General features: G+C 61.0%; 17 protein-coding genes and 1 tRNA gene. 2 read left to right on the top strand and 16 right to left on the bottom strand.

Going from position 1 to position 16,868, the window contains the following annotated elements; genetic code table 11:
• Positions 1-76: 76 nt before the first annotated feature.
• The 15 genes from B2G88_RS10250 to B2G88_RS10180 form a co-directional block, all read right to left on the bottom strand.
• Entirely contained in the window at positions 77-1,558 is a 1,482-nt protein-coding gene (locus tag B2G88_RS10250) for a DHH family phosphoesterase (protein WP_087714708.1), read from the bottom strand.
• A gap of 123 nt (positions 1,559-1,681) precedes the next feature.
• Positions 1,682-3,223, bottom strand: a complete 1,542-nt coding sequence (locus B2G88_RS10245; RefSeq protein WP_087714707.1) for an NADH-quinone oxidoreductase subunit N — start codon at positions 3,221-3,223, stop codon at positions 1,682-1,684.
• Positions 3,223-4,755, bottom strand: coding sequence for a complex I subunit 4 family protein (locus tag B2G88_RS10240; RefSeq protein WP_087714706.1), 1,533 nt, complete (start codon positions 4,753-4,755; stop codon positions 3,223-3,225). The genes B2G88_RS10245 and B2G88_RS10240 overlap by 1 nt, the downstream gene beginning before the upstream one ends.
• The gene (nuoL, locus tag B2G88_RS10235; RefSeq protein WP_087714705.1) at positions 4,752-6,803 is read right to left on the bottom strand and encodes an NADH-quinone oxidoreductase subunit L; all 2,052 of its coding nucleotides are present in this window, start codon (positions 6,801-6,803) and stop codon (positions 4,752-4,754) included. Before nuoL ends, B2G88_RS10240 begins: the two co-directional genes overlap by 4 nt.
• Position 6,804: 1 nt before the next feature.
• Positions 6,805-7,110 (bottom strand): NADH-quinone oxidoreductase subunit NuoK, encoded by a 306-nt coding sequence (nuoK, locus tag B2G88_RS10230; protein WP_054863761.1) that lies wholly within the window; start codon positions 7,108-7,110, stop codon positions 6,805-6,807.
• Positions 7,110-7,484, bottom strand: a complete 375-nt coding sequence (locus B2G88_RS10225; RefSeq protein WP_054863760.1) for a hypothetical protein — start codon at positions 7,482-7,484, stop codon at positions 7,110-7,112. Before B2G88_RS10225 ends, nuoK begins: the two co-directional genes overlap by 1 nt.
• The gene (locus B2G88_RS10220) at positions 7,481-7,765 is read right to left on the bottom strand and encodes an NADH-quinone oxidoreductase subunit J (RefSeq protein WP_054863759.1); all 285 of its coding nucleotides are present in this window, start codon (positions 7,763-7,765) and stop codon (positions 7,481-7,483) included. Before B2G88_RS10220 ends, B2G88_RS10225 begins: the two co-directional genes overlap by 4 nt.
• A 49-nt stretch (positions 7,766-7,814) precedes the next feature.
• Positions 7,815-8,276: a NuoI/complex I 23 kDa subunit family protein gene (locus B2G88_RS10215; protein ID WP_054863758.1), complete on the bottom strand. Its 462-nt coding sequence runs from the start codon at positions 8,274-8,276 to the stop codon at positions 7,815-7,817.
• Positions 8,273-9,379, bottom strand: a complete 1,107-nt coding sequence (locus B2G88_RS10210; RefSeq protein WP_054863757.1) for a complex I subunit 1/NuoH family protein — start codon at positions 9,377-9,379, stop codon at positions 8,273-8,275. Before B2G88_RS10210 ends, B2G88_RS10215 begins: the two co-directional genes overlap by 4 nt.
• On the bottom strand, positions 9,376-11,028 hold the full coding sequence (locus tag B2G88_RS10205) for an NADH-quinone oxidoreductase subunit D (protein ID WP_087714704.1): 1,653 nt from the start codon (positions 11,026-11,028) through the stop codon (positions 9,376-9,378). The genes B2G88_RS10210 and B2G88_RS10205 overlap by 4 nt, the downstream gene beginning before the upstream one ends.
• Positions 11,025-11,732 (bottom strand): NADH-quinone oxidoreductase subunit B, encoded by a 708-nt coding sequence (locus B2G88_RS10200; RefSeq protein ID WP_087714703.1) that lies wholly within the window; start codon positions 11,730-11,732, stop codon positions 11,025-11,027. Before B2G88_RS10200 ends, B2G88_RS10205 begins: the two co-directional genes overlap by 4 nt.
• On the bottom strand, positions 11,729-12,145 hold the full coding sequence (locus tag B2G88_RS10195) for an NADH-quinone oxidoreductase subunit A (RefSeq protein ID WP_054863770.1): 417 nt from the start codon (positions 12,143-12,145) through the stop codon (positions 11,729-11,731). The genes B2G88_RS10200 and B2G88_RS10195 overlap by 4 nt, the downstream gene beginning before the upstream one ends.
• A gap of 376 nt (positions 12,146-12,521) precedes the next feature.
• On the bottom strand, positions 12,522-13,157 hold the full coding sequence (locus tag B2G88_RS10190; RefSeq protein ID WP_087714702.1) for an AIR carboxylase family protein: 636 nt from the start codon (positions 13,155-13,157) through the stop codon (positions 12,522-12,524).
• 63 nt (positions 13,158-13,220) lie between these two features.
• Positions 13,221-14,384, bottom strand: coding sequence for a 5-(carboxyamino)imidazole ribonucleotide synthase (locus B2G88_RS10185; RefSeq protein WP_087714701.1), 1,164 nt, complete (start codon positions 14,382-14,384; stop codon positions 13,221-13,223).
• A gap of 78 nt (positions 14,385-14,462) precedes the next feature.
• Complete coding sequence (locus B2G88_RS10180; protein ID WP_087714700.1) at positions 14,463-15,584, bottom strand: guanosine monophosphate reductase; 1,122 nt, start codon at positions 15,582-15,584, stop codon at positions 14,463-14,465.
• A 142-nt stretch (positions 15,585-15,726) separates the two neighbouring features.
• On the opposite strand from B2G88_RS10180, the gene B2G88_RS10175 reads away from it, so the two are divergent.
• Both B2G88_RS10175 and B2G88_RS10170 read left to right on the top strand, forming a co-directional pair.
• Positions 15,727-16,044: a hypothetical protein gene (locus B2G88_RS10175; RefSeq protein WP_054863946.1), complete on the top strand. Its 318-nt coding sequence runs from the start codon at positions 15,727-15,729 to the stop codon at positions 16,042-16,044.
• Positions 16,045-16,557, top strand: coding sequence for a hypothetical protein (locus tag B2G88_RS10170; RefSeq protein ID WP_054863947.1), 513 nt, complete (start codon positions 16,045-16,047; stop codon positions 16,555-16,557). It begins immediately after the preceding gene.
• 140 nt (positions 16,558-16,697) lie between these two features.
• Here the strand turns inward: B2G88_RS10170 and B2G88_RS10165 are convergent.
• Positions 16,698-16,801: transfer RNA gene (locus tag B2G88_RS10165), tRNA-Gln, on the bottom strand.
• Positions 16,802-16,868 lie beyond the last annotated feature (67 nt).

The raw sequence follows: 16,868 nt of genomic DNA, 5'->3' as shown, positions 1-16,868 counted from the left end.
TCGCTGTTGAAAGTCACTGCACACCTGATCGCAGGATCGGTTACGATCAGTGTGGAAATCGTTTCAGTTGGTACGATCAGTCCTCGAGCGTGAACAACCACTCGCTGGTCTGGCTATAGGTCCCAACCGGCGTGCCCGGGTGCGTCCGGATTGCCTCGAAAAAGCGGTTCGTGATGACTTCCTCGACGACGCTGACAATCGATTCAACCTCGTCCTCGTCATCAGCACTGGCGAGAATGCCAATCTCGAGTTGTGCGCCGGCCATATCGGCGTGGCCGCCTGCGCTTCCGATTCGGTCGAACGCATCGCGAAGCGTCTCGCCGAGGTCGATATCGGTCGCCCGCGAGCGCGCCGAGCAAAACGCCATCTCGTCGCGAAAGCCAAAGACGAGCGTCGTATCGACGCCGTCCATCGCGAGTAACTGGTCTGCCGCCTGTGGAAGAGCATCCCGGCTACTGAGTTGCCCAACGCTTGCGACAGCAACCGCCCCTCGCTGTTCGCGGTTCTTGATTGCTCGCGCAATCGTCTCGAGTGTGTCGCCTTCGATTGTCGGCTGTTCGATCTGATCGAGCAACGATGTATCCGCATAGGGCCACAGCACCGATGCCGCACGGAAATCCGCCGGGGCGACTTCCCGCGTGAAATCGCTCGTATCGATCCGAATGCCGTACAACAGGGCCGTCGCTGTCGCCCGGTCGAACGGTAGATCGAACTGCTCGAGGTACTCCGTCAAAATCGTACTCGTTGCCCCGACTTGCTCGCGGAGTTCGACGAACGTCCCCGGAACCGGCCCTCTCGGCGGGTGGTGGTCAATGACGACATCCACCTCGAGGTCGGTCGGCAACCCGTCGTTGATCCCCGGCCGCGAGTGGTCAATCAATGCAAACGAGCCATACGCCTCGAGTGAGTCCGCCGGGGACAGGTTACGAAGGGAGAGGTCGAGCAAGTTGACCATCGCCCGGTTCTCCTGATGGGAAATTTCCCCGAAGTAACAGGCCTCGGCCTCGAGACCCATGGATTCGGCAATATCTACGAGTGCAACGGCACTCGCAATCGCATCAGGATCCGGATTGTCGTGCATGACGACCGCGAGCGGGCCGTCAATTGTGCGCAGATGATAGCGAAGTCCGATGGCGGTGTTGGCCTGTGGACTCGCCGTTTCGGCCAGTACCTGTTCGACGAGTGCACCCTCAGCATCGACGACTGCATCAGCATACTCGTCGAACGCCCGCCGGTCGTGACTCGCTGAATTGCCACCCGCGTAGGCGACGATAGACGCCCCCGGGAACGTCGCGCGGGCACGCTCGAGGATCACCCGATTCGTGTCGGTTCGATCACCGCCGACGAAGAGCACATCCGGCGACTCGAGTGCGTCGAGGACGTCGCTCGCGGTGGGATCACCAGACCGTGCGGGAATACTCTCATCGCGAAGCGCCTCAACGACGCTCTCGTCGGTCGTAATGACCAGCAGCCGATCATCACTGTCTGCTGCGGCCTCGAGCCGTTCGACGACCTGGCGACCGACAGTCCCGCACCCGAGTACGAGCCGGAAAACCATGTACCGCCGCTTGCAACGCCGTCGGGTAAAAACTACCGGGTTGCGCTTTCTCGATGCGATGGCTCAGGTGCGAACGCAGAGACACAAAATCAGCAGTGCGAACGAACAACAGGCGACTGGCGATCAGATGATCGCTGCAGCCGCGTCGATTGCGACGTCAACGACCGGTCCGAAGCCGGGCAACAACAAGACCGTCATGACGGCCGCGAAGATGATGGCGGCGTACAGCCCCGTTGGCTGTCCCAGCGAATCACGGTCGACGACTGGGTCTTCGATCCAGACCGCCTTGACCAGCCGCGAGTAGTAGTACAGCGAGAGTGCGCTGTTGACCACCAGTGCGGCGGCGACGACGAGCAATCCTGCCTCGAGTGCGCCGGTAAAGAGGAAGTACTTGCTCCAGAAGCCGCCAAACGGCGGGATTCCGGCCAGACTGAACATGAACACGGCCAGTGCCACACAGGCGAGTGGTGCCTGTCGTGCGAGGCCGTTGTAGTCCTCGAACGTGCGCCCGACGCCCCAGTACTCCGCGAGGGCGACGAACAGGAATGCACCGGTGTTCATGAAGCCATAGACCAGCAGGTGCATCATTGCCGCACCCATGACGAGTTCGCCCCCGTCGGCCGTCAGTCCGGCGAGGCCGATCAGGGCGTAGCCGGCGTGGCCAATCGAGGAGTACGCGAGCATCCGCTTGACGTTTTGCTGGGTTGCCGCAGCGAAGTTCCCGACTGTCATCGTCACAATCGCGAGCACGATAAAGGCGAGCGTCCAGTCGACACCGATGACGTCACCCGTGATCTCGAGTGGGAACGCGGTCGTGAACACGCGGAACGCGATCACGAAGCCGGCTGCCTTCGAGGCCGAGGAGAGGAACGCCGAAATCGGTGCCGGCGCGCCCTCGTAGGCCTCGGGTGCCCAGAAGTGGAACGGAACGCTCGCGGTCTTGAACGCGAAGCCACCGATCAGCATCAGGATACCAAGTCCCAGCAGGCCGCCGTACGGATCAACGTCGCCGCCGGCGAGTTCGTCGGCAATCAAGTCGAGTTGCATGACGCCGGTTGCGCCGTAGACCAGCGAAATTCCGTAGAGGAAAATCGCCGAGGACACCGCGCCGATCAGGAAGTACTTCAAACCACCTTCGACGCTGCCGCGATTGTCCTTCAGAATCGAGACGAGCGCGTACGACGGCAGGCTCGCCAACTCGAGTGCGATGAAGATCGTCACGAGGCTGTTGGCGGCCGCCATCAGCGACATCCCGGTCGCCGCAAGCACCAGCAGTGAGTAGTACTCTGCCTGGTGAGCGTGGCCGTCCATGTAGTCGTAGCTCGCGACGGCCACCAGCGCGGTGACGACCGCGACGATGATCATGAAGAACAGCGCGAGCTGGTCGACGACGAACAGGCCGTCGCCGACGAAGGCGTTCCCGCCGTCGAACAGCGTGATAACGCCGTGTCCGTTCTCCATGCCGGGCGCGCCGACGCCGGCGACGGTAAACCAGACGGCAACGCCGAGCGACGCGAGCGCGCCGGCGGTCGCCGTTCCCGCGAGTATCTCGCGGCTCATCGACCGCCGCGAGAGACTGTCGAGGAGGAACAGGAATATCGCCGTCCCTGCGAGGATCAGTGCCGGTGCGAGGCCGGCCCACGCGGGCAGGTCGAACACCGCCATTACAGTTCACCTCCGGTTGCGCTCTCGAGGAGCGGATCGACTGCGTCGGTAATCATCTCGAAGATCAGATCAGGCGCGACACCCAGGGCGATGATGAGCCCGAGCAAGACGAACATCGGGGCGACATCGTGCAGTGGGGCGCGACTGACTTCGTAGTCGGTTTCTAGGTGATACGGGCCGAAGACGGCGCGCTGGAGTGCAAACAGCAGGTAGCCAGCGACGATGACGATGCCGAACATCGCCAGTGCCGTAAAGATCGGCGCGTAGGTGAGCAGGTCCGAGCCGAACGCGCCGAAGAAGATGAAGTACTCGGCGGCGAACCCGCTCATCAGCGGCAGTCCCATGTAACCGAAGGCGCCGGCGATGAGGATGCCGACGGCGACCGGCATGCGGTCTGCCATCCCGGACATATCGGTGACCATCCGGGTGTGGGTGGCGTTGTAGATCACGCCGACGGCCATGAACATCAGCCCCGAAATGAGGCCGTGTGAGACCATCTGGAACGTTGCGCCGCCGACGCCGAACTGCGTGAACGCGATCAGGCCGAGGATGACGTAGCCCATCGACGACACGGAGGAGTAGGCGACGATCCGTTTGAGGTCCGTCTGTGCGAGTGCGAGCATCGCGCCGTAGATGACGCTGATGACCGCGATTGTGGCAATCGGGATCACGAACGGTTCGATGATCTCCGTTGGGAACATCGTGAAGTTGAATCGGAGCAGTGCGTAGGTCCCCATCTTCAGCAACACACCGGCAAGCAGCACCGACGCGGGCGTCGGTGCCTCGACGTGAGCGTCAGGCAGCCAGGTGTGGAACGGCACGATTGGCACCTTCACGGCGAATCCGAGGAACATCGCGACGAAGACGACCGACGCGAGCGTCGTACCATCAACGCCGAGGAAGCCATCGGGACCGCCGTTGAGCATCGCATCCGTGATCTCCGGCAGCGCAAAGCTCGAGACGTCGAGTCCGAACACGAGCGCGATGAACGCACCGAACATCACGAGCGAGGCGACGTTCGTGTAGACGAAGAACTTGATCGCCGCGTACTTCCGGCGCGGGCCGCCCCAGATCCCGATCAGCAGATACATCGGGATCAGGACTGCCTCCCAGAAGATGAACCAGACGAAGAAGTCAAGCGCCGTGAAGACGCCGATCAGATTCGCCTCGATAAAGAGCACGAGCCCGTAGAACTGGGATTCGCGCTCGTCAATCGGCGTCCACGAACTCATGATCGCAAGCGACGTCAGCACCGTCGTCAGCACGACCAGCGGCAGGCTAATGCCGTCCAGCCCGACGAACCACGAAATCGAGTAGTCCGCGAGTTGGATCCACTCTAACTGGGACTCGAAGGCGAGTTCGCCATCGAGCAAGGCGTTGCCGCTGCCGTCGAACGCCGTGAACATCCACAGGCTGAGTGCAGCAGGCACCAGGCTGATCGCAAACGCTAGTTTCCCCGCGATACGATTCGGCGCGAGGAACGTCACGAGCGCGCCGAGTAGTGCCACTCCAATCAGTGCTTCAATCATCATAGGAACCACCCCCCACTAATGCCGAGGAGAAGCAGTAAGCCGATAAAGCCGGCTACGAGCAGGGCCGCGTAGTTCGTCACGAGTCCGGTCTGCAACCGAGTCATCCGTTCGCTCCCCAGCAGGCTCGCCGTCGACGTCCCGTTGACGACGCCGTCAATTGCCGTCTGGTCGAACCGATCCGCCGCTCGAGCGAGCGGCAACGTCAGGCCCTCTGCGAGCCAGACCTGGTACTCGTCCTGGTAGTAGTTCGACTCGAGCGTTTCGCGAACGCTGCCGAGTCGCTCTTTGTGGCGGACGGGCTCTGGAACGTTGTAGAGTTTCCAGGCCACGCCAGCGCCGGAGAAGGCAAGCAGCAAGGAGAGCCCAGCCGCGACCAGGACCGTGGTCTCTTCCGTGCCGATGTAGTCGGTGTTGTAGACCGGATCGTCACCGCTGAAGAGTGTCTCCGAGTAGGCGGCGTACGTCGCGTCGCCGACGCCACCTTCCAGCCAACTCTGGAGGAACGTAATGTCGACGTTGGCGAGTTTAGCGACCGGCGCGAGGTTTGCCGCACCCGCGACGAGCGCGAGGACGCCAAGTACGATCAGCGGTGCTTTGATCGACCAGCCGACGGGATGTGGGTTCTCGGCCGTCTCGGATCGCGGCTCACCGTGGAAGGTCAAGAAGACCATCCGGAAGGTGTAGAAGCCGGTAAAGAAGACGGCGACGAGACCCATCGCGTAGGCGGCCATAATCACGGGTTCTTCGAGGCCGACGATCAGGGCGTCGTACAGGATTTCGTCCTTGGACCAGAAGCCCGAGAACGGGATGATGCCCGCGAGTGCGAGTGCGCCCGCGAGGAACGTGTAGTAGGTGACGGGCGCTTTGTCCTTGAGCCCGCCCATCTTCCACATGTCCTGTTCGTGGTGCATGATGACGATGACGGCACCGGCACCCAGGAACAGCAAGGCCTTGAAGAAGGCGTGGTTCATGAGGTGGAAGACCCCGGCGACGTAGCCGCCGACGCCGAGACCGAGCATCATGAACCCGTACTGGGAAATCGTCGAGTACGCCAGTACCTGTTTGATGTCGTCTTTGACGACGCCCATCGTGGCGGCGAACAGTGCTGTGAAGCCACCGATGAACGCGATAATCGCGAGGGTTGTCGGGCTGAGTGCGTAGTAGCCGAACATCCGCGCGACGAGGTAGACACCGGCTGCGACCATCGTCGCCGCGTGAATCAGTGCGGAAACGGTGGTTGGACCTTCCATTGCGTCGGGCAGCCAGGTGTGCAGTGGGAACTGAGCGGATTTACCCATCACACCACCCAGTACGAGCAATCCGGTGATCGTCACCCACGTCTGGGCGTCGAAGCCGAACAGTTCATCGCCGCCGTCGATAGCTGTCTGGGCGGCCACGACGAACGAGTCGTCGCCGGCGAACTGGAGCGTGCCGAACGTGGCTGCGATGGCGACGACCCCAACCAGGAAGAAGTAGTCACCGAAGCGGGTGACCAGAAACGCCTTCTTCGCGGCCGACGGGGCCGAGCGCGTGCGGAACCAGAAGCCGATCAGCAGGAACGAACACAGGCCCACGAGTTCGAAGAACATGAAGGCCATCAGCAGGTTGTCCGCGTAGACGAACGCGAGCATGCTGAACGTAAAGAGGCCGAGCCCGGCGTAGTATCGCGGCAGGCCAGTTTCGCCCTCGTCGTTCATGTAGCCGAGGCTGAAGACGTGCACGAGGAACGCAACGAGCGAGACGATGACGAGCATCAACGCCGCCAGCGGGTCGATCAGGATGCCAAAGGTGAACGAAATCCCCTCGGCACCGACCTGACTCGCCGCCTCACCTGCGGTCCACTCGTAGAGCGTTTCGTGATAGTACCCCTCTTCACCAATCGCGACGGCCGCAAGCATCAACACCGACAGTACGAGCGAGCCTGCCGTCGCGATGATGCCCGCCAGCGCGCCCTTCTTTGGCATATGCTTGCCAAAGGCCAGCGCGACGACGAACGCCACGAGCGGGAACAGTGCAATCGCCGGAGCGAAATCAAATACACCTTCCATCTTACCACCTCATCGTCGTCGGAACCGTGACGTCGACGTCACGGAAGTTGCGATACAACACCAGGATGATGCCGAGTCCAACCGCAACCTCCGCGGCAGCAAGCGCCATCGCAAACAGCGCAAACACCTGCCCCGACAGATTGCCGTGATAGAACGCAAAGGCGACCAGATTGATGTTCGCCGCGTTCAGCATGAGCTCGACTGACATCAGGAACAACAGTGCGTTCCGGCGTGTTAGGACGCCAAAGAGGCCAATCGAGAACAGCGCCATCGACAGGAGCACGTAGTACTCGATCCCGACCGTCATCAGTCTGCACCTCCGTCCGTGGCGTCACCTGCGTCGGAGCCACGACTTGCAAGGGCGGCAACCGGCTCGCCCGATTCCTCACGTTTTGCGAGGACGAGCGAGGCATCGAGTGCCGCATCGAGCGTGAGCGCGATCAACAAGAACGCAGCGAGGAACGGCTCGGTGCCGGAGACGCCGTCCGTTTCCTGCAGCGGCCCGAGATCGAACAGCGCGTAGCCGATTGCGGCGGTGATTGAGTCGACCTCGAACGCTGCATCGGGCATCGTACCGAATGGTGTGTTCAAAACGATCAGCGCCATCAGCGCGAACAGTCCCACTGCGAGGATGCCCGGTGCAAGTGTCGAGCCGAGTCGAAGCTTCGGTCGCCGCGTCATGTCTGTACCACCTCATCGGAATCCACGCCGTCGTCCGTCTCATCGCGCTGGGTGAGCATCACGGCGAACGTGATGAGGATGAGAACCCCGCCAACGTAGACGAGAATCTGCATCATGGCGACGAACTCCGCCGCCAGCATCACGAAATGAACCGCGATGCTCATCAGCGCAACGCCGAGCATGAGCGCCGAGTGCCATGGATCCTGTAACAGGACCACACCCAGCGCGCTGGCGAGCGTGACGGACGCAAACAGCGCGAACGCGAGTAGCTCATATGTCATTGTTGACGTGTGCAAAGATGCCCGTTTGACCGTGGGAACGAGCGTCCCATCACTGATAATCGACCTCCCCTTCTCCGTCGCCGATCCACGCTCCCCGGTCAGGTTCGCGTGACTCGAGTGGGTCGATATCTTTGTACCATGGAACCGTCTTCAGTTGCTCTTTGTTGTAGACGAGGTCCTGTTTGGTGTCGCCGGTGAACTCGAAGTTCTGGGTGAGCAGGATGGCATCGGTCGGACAGACTTCCTCACAGAGCCGACAGTAAATGCACTGTCCAATGTGGAGGTTGTACTGTTCGCCGTTTCGCTTGTCGTCCATCACGATCTGAATCGTGTCGTTCGGACAGACGTTCTCACACTGACGACACCAGATGCACCGTTCCTGACTCCACTTGTGGACGCCGCGAAAGCGCGGCGAAACGTCCGGTGCGGTGTCTGGATACTCCACCGTGAAGGTAGAGCCATCCAGTGCGTGTTTCATCGTCGTCGCCATCGATTTGAGGAGTCCAATCATGCAATCACCCCGACGATAGCTGCCGTCAGGAACAGATTCGCGAAGGAAAGAACGAGCAGTCCCTTCCAGCCGATTTCGATCAGGTGGTCGATACGGACGCGGGGAATCGCCGAGCGCATCCACTGGGTCAGGAAGAAGACCGCCCAGATTTTGAGGATGAACCAGACGATTCCAAGCGCCTCAGGACCCGGGCCAGCCGGGCCGCCGAGGAAGATCGTCGTAATGATCGCCCCACCGAGGAAGATATGCAGGAACTCGCCGAGATAGACGAGCACGAAGTACACAGATGAGTACTCCGTCTGATACCCTGCAATGAGTTCCGCCGGTGCTTCGGGCATGTCGAACGGATTCCGGCCGACTTCCGCGAAGTTTGCGATCAGGAACAGCACGAACGCGAACGGATTGACGAGGGCGAACCACGCTGGCACCGCCCACTCGAGGCCGGGAATCGTAAACAGAACCGTCTCGTTCTGGACGGCGACGATCTCGCTCATACGCAGCGAGCCTGCAAAGAGCACGACCGAGAGGCCGGTGACGACCAGCGGAATCTCGTAGGCGATGTTTTGTGCGACCGCGCGCAGGCCACCGAGCATCGAGTACTTGTTCCCGGATGCGTAGCCAGCCATCGCCAGGCCGATTGAGGCGATGCCAGCGACCGCGAAGACAAACGCGAGTCCAACTTCGGGGTCCGCAAGATGAACGCCGCTTCCCATCGGAATCACGGCAAAGCCGAGCAGCGCCGACCCCGCGATGACGATTGGGGCGAGGTCGTAGGCTGGCCGATCTGCATCTTCCGGGATAATGATCTCCTTCGAGAGGAGCCGAACAGCGTCTGCAACGATGATGAAGATCCCGGCCGGACCAAGGTGGTCAACCGCAATTCGGTCCGTAAAGGCGGCCGTAATCTTCCGTTTTGCCCACGGCCCGGCGACGCCGGTCATCGCGAGCATGATATTGCCAACGAGAAAGGCAGCGAGGAACGCTGCAACCAACTCGCCGGCGACGCCGAACTCCGAGAGACCGGTGAGATCACCGAGGCGTTCAGGCAGCAACACCGTGTCGTTTTGCAGTGGAACGACCGGCAGCGCTGTCGCCGCGTTCATCGATCCACCTCTCCGAGCACGATATCCAGGCTGCCGAGCGAGGCGATCAGGTCTGGAATGTACTCTCCAGTCGACATCTCCGCCAGCGACTGGAGGTTCGAGAAGCACGGACTCCGGATCTTGAATCGGCCGGGCTTGTCCGTCCCGTCCGAGCGCATATAGATCCCGAGTTCACCCTTTGCACCCTCGACTGCACGATAGACTTCGGTATCAGCGTCTGGCTTGAGGGTGCGCGGCACGTTCGCCTGCACGTCACGCTCGTCTTCAGGCCACTCCTCGAGCAAGTCGAGACACTGCTCGATGATTTTGGCCGACTCTTCGACCTCTTCCATGCGACAGAGGACGCGAGCGTAGTTGTCACAGCCATCGCGGGTGATAACGTCCCACTCGAGTTCCTCGTAGTAGCCGTAGGGGTCGTCACGGCGGAGGTCGTAGTCGACGCCGGAGCCGCGAGCGACCGGGCCGGTACAGCCGTAGTTTTTGGCGACCTCGGGTTCCAGCACGCCGGTGTCGATACACCGGGTCTGGAAGATCTCGTTCGAGGTGACCATGTCGTTGTACTCCGCGACCTTCGCGGGGAGTTCGTCGAGGAAGTCACGCGTCTTCTCGAAGAACTCCTCGCGGGGTTCTGGCAGGTCCCAGGCGACCCCACCGACGCGGAAGTAGTTGAACATCATCCGCTGGCCGGTGAGATCCTCGAGAATATCCTGGACGACCTCCCGGTCGCGGAACGTGTACTGGAAGACAGCGGTGAACTCGCCGTAGACGTCCAGTGCGAACGTCCCGAGCGCGAGCATGTGCGAGGCGATCCGACACAGTTCAGCACTCAGGGTACGGATGATCTGTGCGTATTCGGGGACCTCGACGTCTGCGAGATCCTCGACCGCGCGTGCGTAGGCCCACTCGTTCAGGATGCCGGCCGAGACGTAGTCCCAGCGGTCCGGGTACGGCATGATCTGGTGACGGTAGGTCCCCTGCTGGCACATCTGCTCCTCACAGCGATGGAGGTAGCCGATGTCCGGCTCGATGTGGGCGATTGTCTCGCCGTCGAGGACGGTTTTGACGTGGAGCACGCCGTGGGTCGCCGGGTGGTGCGGCCCGATGTTCAGGAACATCGTATCCGACTCCTGATCGTGGTGGTCAGCCGCAATCGGGTTCTCGTGTTCCGAGAGCGTAACGACCTGTGGCTTCGTCTGGTCGTAATCGTCAGAAAGCGGGTGTCCCTGCCAGGTTTCAGGCAAGAGGATGCGGCGCAGATCCGGATGGTCGTCGTACTCGATGCCGACCAGATCGTACGCTTCGCGTTCGTGCCAGTCGGCCGTCCGGAACACCGGTTCGGCACTTTGGCTGATCGGATCTGTCTTCGTCGTCGGGACGACGATGCTGACCTCGTCGGTCGGATCGGCGTACTTCTTCAGATGATAGATCGACTCGTACCGATCAGCGTAGTCCTGTGCCGTGACACACGAGAGGTGGTCGTAGCCAGCCTGCTCTTTGAGATCCGAGAGCACGCTCTGGACCTGATCCGGGTTGATGACGAACGCCGGCGCGTTCAGATGGTCGTCACGCCCAATCGCTCGCTCGCCGATCAGCGCCTCGAGTGCGTCTTCGTCGACTGGTCCGGTCTGGCGTTCGATGCCGGTACTCATGGTGAATCAGCCCAGTTGTAGCGCATGACGAGGTCATCCTCGTCGATCTCGCTTGCGAGTTTCTGTATGAGTTCGTCCTCCGGCAAGTCGCCGAACTCCTCGAGTTCGTAGGGTTTGACGACGACGGGGGACGCTTCGCCGTTCTGGATTCGTTCTTGCAGTTTGAGGATGCCGTAGACGAGTGCCTCCGGGCGAGGCGGACAGCCTGGGACGTGGATGTCGATTGGGATGATCTCCTCGGCGCCCTTGACGACGTTGTAGCCTTCCTGGAAGGGGCCACCAGAGATCGTACAGGATCCCATCCCGACGACGAATTTCGGTTCGGGCATCTGGTCGTAGACGCGCTTCATGCGCGGCCCGAACTTCGAGACGATTGTGCCGGGGACGATCATGACGTCGGCCTGTCGCGGCGAGGCGCGAGGGACACCGGCCCCGTAGCGGTCGACGTCGTGTTTGATCGCGTACGTGTGAATCATTTCGATGCTACAGCAGGCGATCCCGAACTGTAGCATGAACATTGAGTTCCCGCGAACCCAGTTCATGAACTCGTCGAACTTGGTGAGGATAAACGGCGACGCGCCGAAGGCCTCCCGAAGTTTCGAGTTGAATCGGTCGTCGACACCCTCGCCGATCCGGGCGTCGCGGGTGTCCGTCGACGGTGCAGTGCTGCCGTGAATTGTTTGCCGTGGTTCGTCGCTATTCATGATCGATTACGTTCGGCGGCGTCCACCTGCTGTTGTGTCTGTGCCCACTGTACTGCGCCGTTGCGCCACGCCCACGCGAGTCCAACGAACAAGATGGCGACGAATCCGACCATCGGCCCGAGGATCTCGAACAGCGAAATGGCATCCGATTCGACTGCATCCAGATACACGACCGCCCACGGGAACAGCAGGACGGTCTCGATATCGAAAACGAGGAACAAAAGCGCAACCATGTAGTACTGGATGTTAACTCGGACACGGGTTCCGCCGGTCGGAACTTCGCCACTCTCGTAGGTGGCACGTTTACTCGTTTCGGGAACACTCGGCCGCAGGAGGTACGATACCGCCATCATTCCAAGCGGTATCAACAGTCCCACAAACGCCAGCGCCCCGATAGCTATCCAGTCGTTCATCTCCGTAACGTTCGGAGGTTCAAACCGCACGCACATAAGGGTTGATTGTTCGATTTCCGGGGTACGACGGGCCACACCGAGGATTCAGCACACACAGAACCTTGTGAATAATCATCCTAATATCATGCATAGGTCTTCAAATACTGGAAAAACAGGTAATTTCGGTTTACTCGAGTCGAAACAATCAGATGAACACGTCTGAGTGGCCTGTGTGGACTGCTCTCGTGCTCGAGAACGTATCGCATACGTCGTCAGCCACGAGCGAAACTGCGACTTTCTCAGAAGCGTCTCAATTTGTTGTAGGGAAGAATATGGCATCGTAACTGGCCATCCAAAAACGCCCCAGACGAGACGTGCTGCTCGAGCAGCGACGAACCTAGTTCTCGTCTCGATACGCCGGTGTTCCGCCGTCGTGAAGTGCTCGAGATACGACACCAACGTCCTCGCGAAGCGCCTCGTGGTAGTCGACCAGTCGTTCCCGAACGGGTTCGTGCTGGCGAGCGAGAATCTGGGCCGCGGATAATGCCGCATTAAAGGATTTGCCAGCGTCGACGGCGACCATCGGCGCGCCCGTTGGCATCCCAATCACGCTATCGACTGACTTCTCCTGAACTGGGACGCCAATTACTGGCAGCGGGTACGCAATCGACGCCGTCATGTTCGGCAGATCTGCGGACTTCCCGCCCGCGCCCGCGATGATAACCTCGAGGCCGCGGTCTTCGGCCGTCTCCGCGTACGCGGTCATCAGATCCGGCGTGCGGTGTGCGGAGGTGACGTAGGTTTCGAACGTAAAGCGCTCTGCGGGCGCGTCCTCGTAGTCGGTCTGCTCAGCAAACCCAAGTTCGTCGACGAACGCGTCGTATGCACCGCGGCGTTTCCCGCCGGTCATCATCGTCTCGAGGTCCGAATCGCTGCCCATCACGATGCCAACATCGGGTGTGTCCGCGTCGGGACGCTCGAGGGCTGCTTCGCGGTGCAGGCGGTCGATCAGATCGCTAATGGTGTCGCTCATACCGAACGCTGTGCGGGCGACAGACTTCAAAGGGTCGTAACAGCCCGAGAACGGAGCAGTCGATCAGGACTGGAAGGTAACGCGCTCCTCGAGGTTGCGCGCGGTCTCGAGTAACTCCTCGACAGTCGTCTCGTCATCACGCGCGCAAACGGTGACGTGACCCATCTTCCGCAGCGGCCGGGCCTCGCGCTTGCCGTACCAGTGCAGGTGTGCGGCGGGCGTCTCGTGAATCTGTTCGACACCGTGGAGTGCCGCGCCCTGTGGCTCGTTGACGTCGCCCAGCAGGTTCACCGAGACGGTCGGATTCCGCAATTGGGTCGCCGCCAGCGGCCAGCCCAGAACGGCGCGGACGTGCTGTTCGAACTGCGAACTGTGAGCCCCCTCGATGGTCCAGTGGCCCGAATTGTGCGGGCGCGGGGCGATCTCGTTCAACAGCATCTCGCCGTCTGTCGTTTCGAACAACTCGATGCCGTACACGCCACGGCCATCCATGACCTCGAGGACGTCCGCCGCGACTTCGCGGGCGCGTTCAGCCGCGGCGTCGCTCGAGCGTGCGGGGACAACTGTCTCCCGCAGAATCTCGTCGACGTGGATGTTCTCCCCAATTGGGAACGACGCGATCTCGTCGTAGCCTTTCACGGCGATCACCGACACCTCGCGCTCGAACTCGACGAACGCCTCGACCATCGCGGGACCGGCAACCGACTCGAGGGCCTCCTCGGCTGCTGCTTTCGACTCGACAGGGACGTTCCCGCGCCCGTCGTAGCCGCCCGTGCGAGCCTTGAGCATCACCGGCGCGCCATAGTCCTCGATGGCATCGCGGATATCGTCGGCGTCATCGACTCCCCGAAACGGCGGCACCGGAACGCCTGCGGCCTCGAGTTCGCGCTTCTGGACGAGTTTGTCGTGGATCGTCTCGAGTGTCGCAGGTTTCGGATGGACCGGTGTCCCCGAGTCCTCGCTGACGCGCTCGAGGACATCCTGATCCGCGAGTTCGATTTCGAACGTGAGTGCATCGGCTCGCTGTGCGAGTTCACGAATCCCCGCTTCGTCGTCGAACTCGGCGACGATCTGGTCTCGTGCAACCGGGGCCGCCGGGCAGTCCGGCGTCGGATCGAGCACGACGACTTCGACGCCGAGCGGCGCGGCCGCCTCGGCGAGCATCCGCCCGAGCTGTCCCCCGCCAACGACGCCCAACGTCGGTCCTGGCGTCTGTAGCGTTGTCATTGCGCGTCCGTTCTCGGCGTCTCTGTTTAAGCATTCCCAATCGGACAGCGAGACTCCAAACCGCCGGACGCCTCGCGTTCAGTCGTCGCCCTCGAGTGCGGCGTCGGCGTCTGTTCCCGCCGATTCGACGTCGACCGACACCGCCTCGCTGTCGACGCTGACGCCCTCCCAGTCCTGGTCGGCGTGATACCCTTCGCGCGCTTTCGCGCTTGGGGCGACGCGGATGAATTCGGCTTTTTGCCGGGCGGCTGGAATCGTGTGCCCGCCGCAGTACGAGAGGCCCGACTGAATCCCGGCACAGAATTCTCCGACCACGTCTGCGACCGGTCCCTTGTACGGCGTCAGCGCCTCGACGCCCTCGTCGGCGCGGACATCCGCCTCCTTGTCGTCTCGCTTTTTCGCCGCCGTCGTCGTCGCCATCCCCCTCGAGCGTTTGTACCGCGTCCCCTCGACCTCGACGACTGCGCCCGGAGCCTCTTCCGTCCCGGCGAAGAGACTGCCGAGCATGACAGTGTCCGCGCCCGCCATCAACGCCTTGACCGCGTCGCCGGAGGTTCGAATGCCGCCGTCGGCACAGATCGTGACCTCGAGGCCCTCGGCCGCGTCCGCACAGTCGTCGACGGCCGTCAACTGCGGCACGCCCGACCCCGCCACCTTCCGCGTCGTGCAGTGCGAACCGGGGCCGATACCGACCTTCACGCAGTCTGCACCCGCCGCCGCGAGATCCTCGACCCCCGCGGGCGTCGCGACGTTGCCCGCGATCAGGTCGGTGTCCGGAAACGCCCCAGCGAGAGTTTCGACGGCCTCGAGCGTCCGCTCTAAGTGCCCGTGTGCTACGTCGATAACGAGCGCGTCTACGCCAGCCTCGACGACGGCCTCGCTGCGAGCCACGTAGTCTTCGTTAATTCCGACCGCAGCAGCCACCTGCTCGCCCGCCGCGCGGACCTGCCCAACTTGCTCGGCTTGCTCCGCAGGCGTGAGAAACCGATGTAACACACCAATCCCGCCCGCCCTCGAGAGTTCGAGTGCAAGTTCAGCTTCGGTCACCGTATCCATCGCCGCCGACACCAGCGGCGTCTCGAGCGAAATCGATGGCGTCAACTGCGTCTCGAGGTCGACATCGCTCCGACTGTCGACCGGCGAGCGATTCGGAACCAGCAACACGTCCCCATAACTCAATCCCGTGCGTAAATCGTTCATACCCCCTTGTACTCCGGTGGCTGGCCGGATAAGTTTCCCGCTCTTTGTTGTCGTTGAACTTCTGTGCGCTCGAGTTCTCTTACGTGACCGACAGGGTAAGCACGTAGAAAGAGTTAACCAACGACACTCACAATGTACACATATGAGTTCCGAAGGCAAAAAGCGGGTTCAGTTCCGTGCTCCCCAGGGGTTAGTCGACCGGGCAGATGCACTCGCAACCGTCCTCGAGACTGACCGCACAGACATCCTTACCAACGCATTGCGTGAGTACCTCCGGGATGCATCTCACGATGACGACAGTAAGCAAGAGATTGCGGAGGCATACTATGGTGACGACATCACGTTTCAAGAAGTAAAAGAACTCGTCGGACACGAAGAAGCTGCAAACTTTCGCGTCCTAAAGAACCAATTACGTGACGAGTTCGTCGACGAGACTGCAGAGGAGTTGGCGAACTCATAGATGGCGCTACTCGTCGCAGACACCTCCGCTCTTGTGAGTCTTGGAACCGTTGAAGCGCATGCACAGACGCCTCTCAGTATTCTTCTTGACACCCACCAGATTTGTATCCCCGAACAGGTGGTCACAGAATTAGAAGAAACTGCAGCGTACGATGACCCTTCGGGAAACGCTTCGCAGGCCGTTCTTGACCGTCTGTCGGCGTTCAACGTACGACCCGTAACGCTCGATGAGGACTTTCCGCTTGACGATGGCGAGAACGCCGCGGTTTCACTGGCCAATAACCTCGAGGCGAGGCAATTTCTCTGTGACGAATTCAACAAACTCGCTCTTATTCACGCCTCTTTAGCAGATACTCGACTCGTAACAACACCGACGCTCTTGACCGCATTAGTTCGCAACGAACACCTTGCTCCAGCAGACGCAACCGCCCTGTTATCGACGATGAGCGACGCCCGAAGTTGGAAAACGAACACGTACGTCGCGCAGGCACGGAGAACTCTTAAACGACAGTAGAGACCTCGTATTCTCTCTCATCTCGAGCAGGTTCGAACTTTACAGACTCGAGTTTACTTGTGTACTGGGGTCGGCTTGTCGAGGACAGTTGCTGCTCGAGGGGAGATCTATCTAGTTCAGAAAATATAAAATATTTTACATAGTCCCGGGCGGATTCGAACCGCCGTCATGGGCTGTCTTCCGTAAACGGCCGAAACCGATTACGTCCAAAGGCCCATATGATTGGCCACTACACCACGGGACTTCTCACTCCGTTTGAAGCCCCGTGTAGTTCGTAAATCCATCGGATTTACTCACCGCCACGGGACTCC

The sequence above is a fragment of the Natronolimnobius baerhuensis genome, assembly GCF_002177135.1.
In the GTDB taxonomy this organism is placed as follows: Archaea; Halobacteriota; Halobacteria; order Halobacteriales; family Natrialbaceae; genus Natronolimnobius; species Natronolimnobius baerhuensis.
Note: the sequence above shows the minus strand (reverse complement) of the source record. Positions and strands in the feature narration are given on the sequence as shown.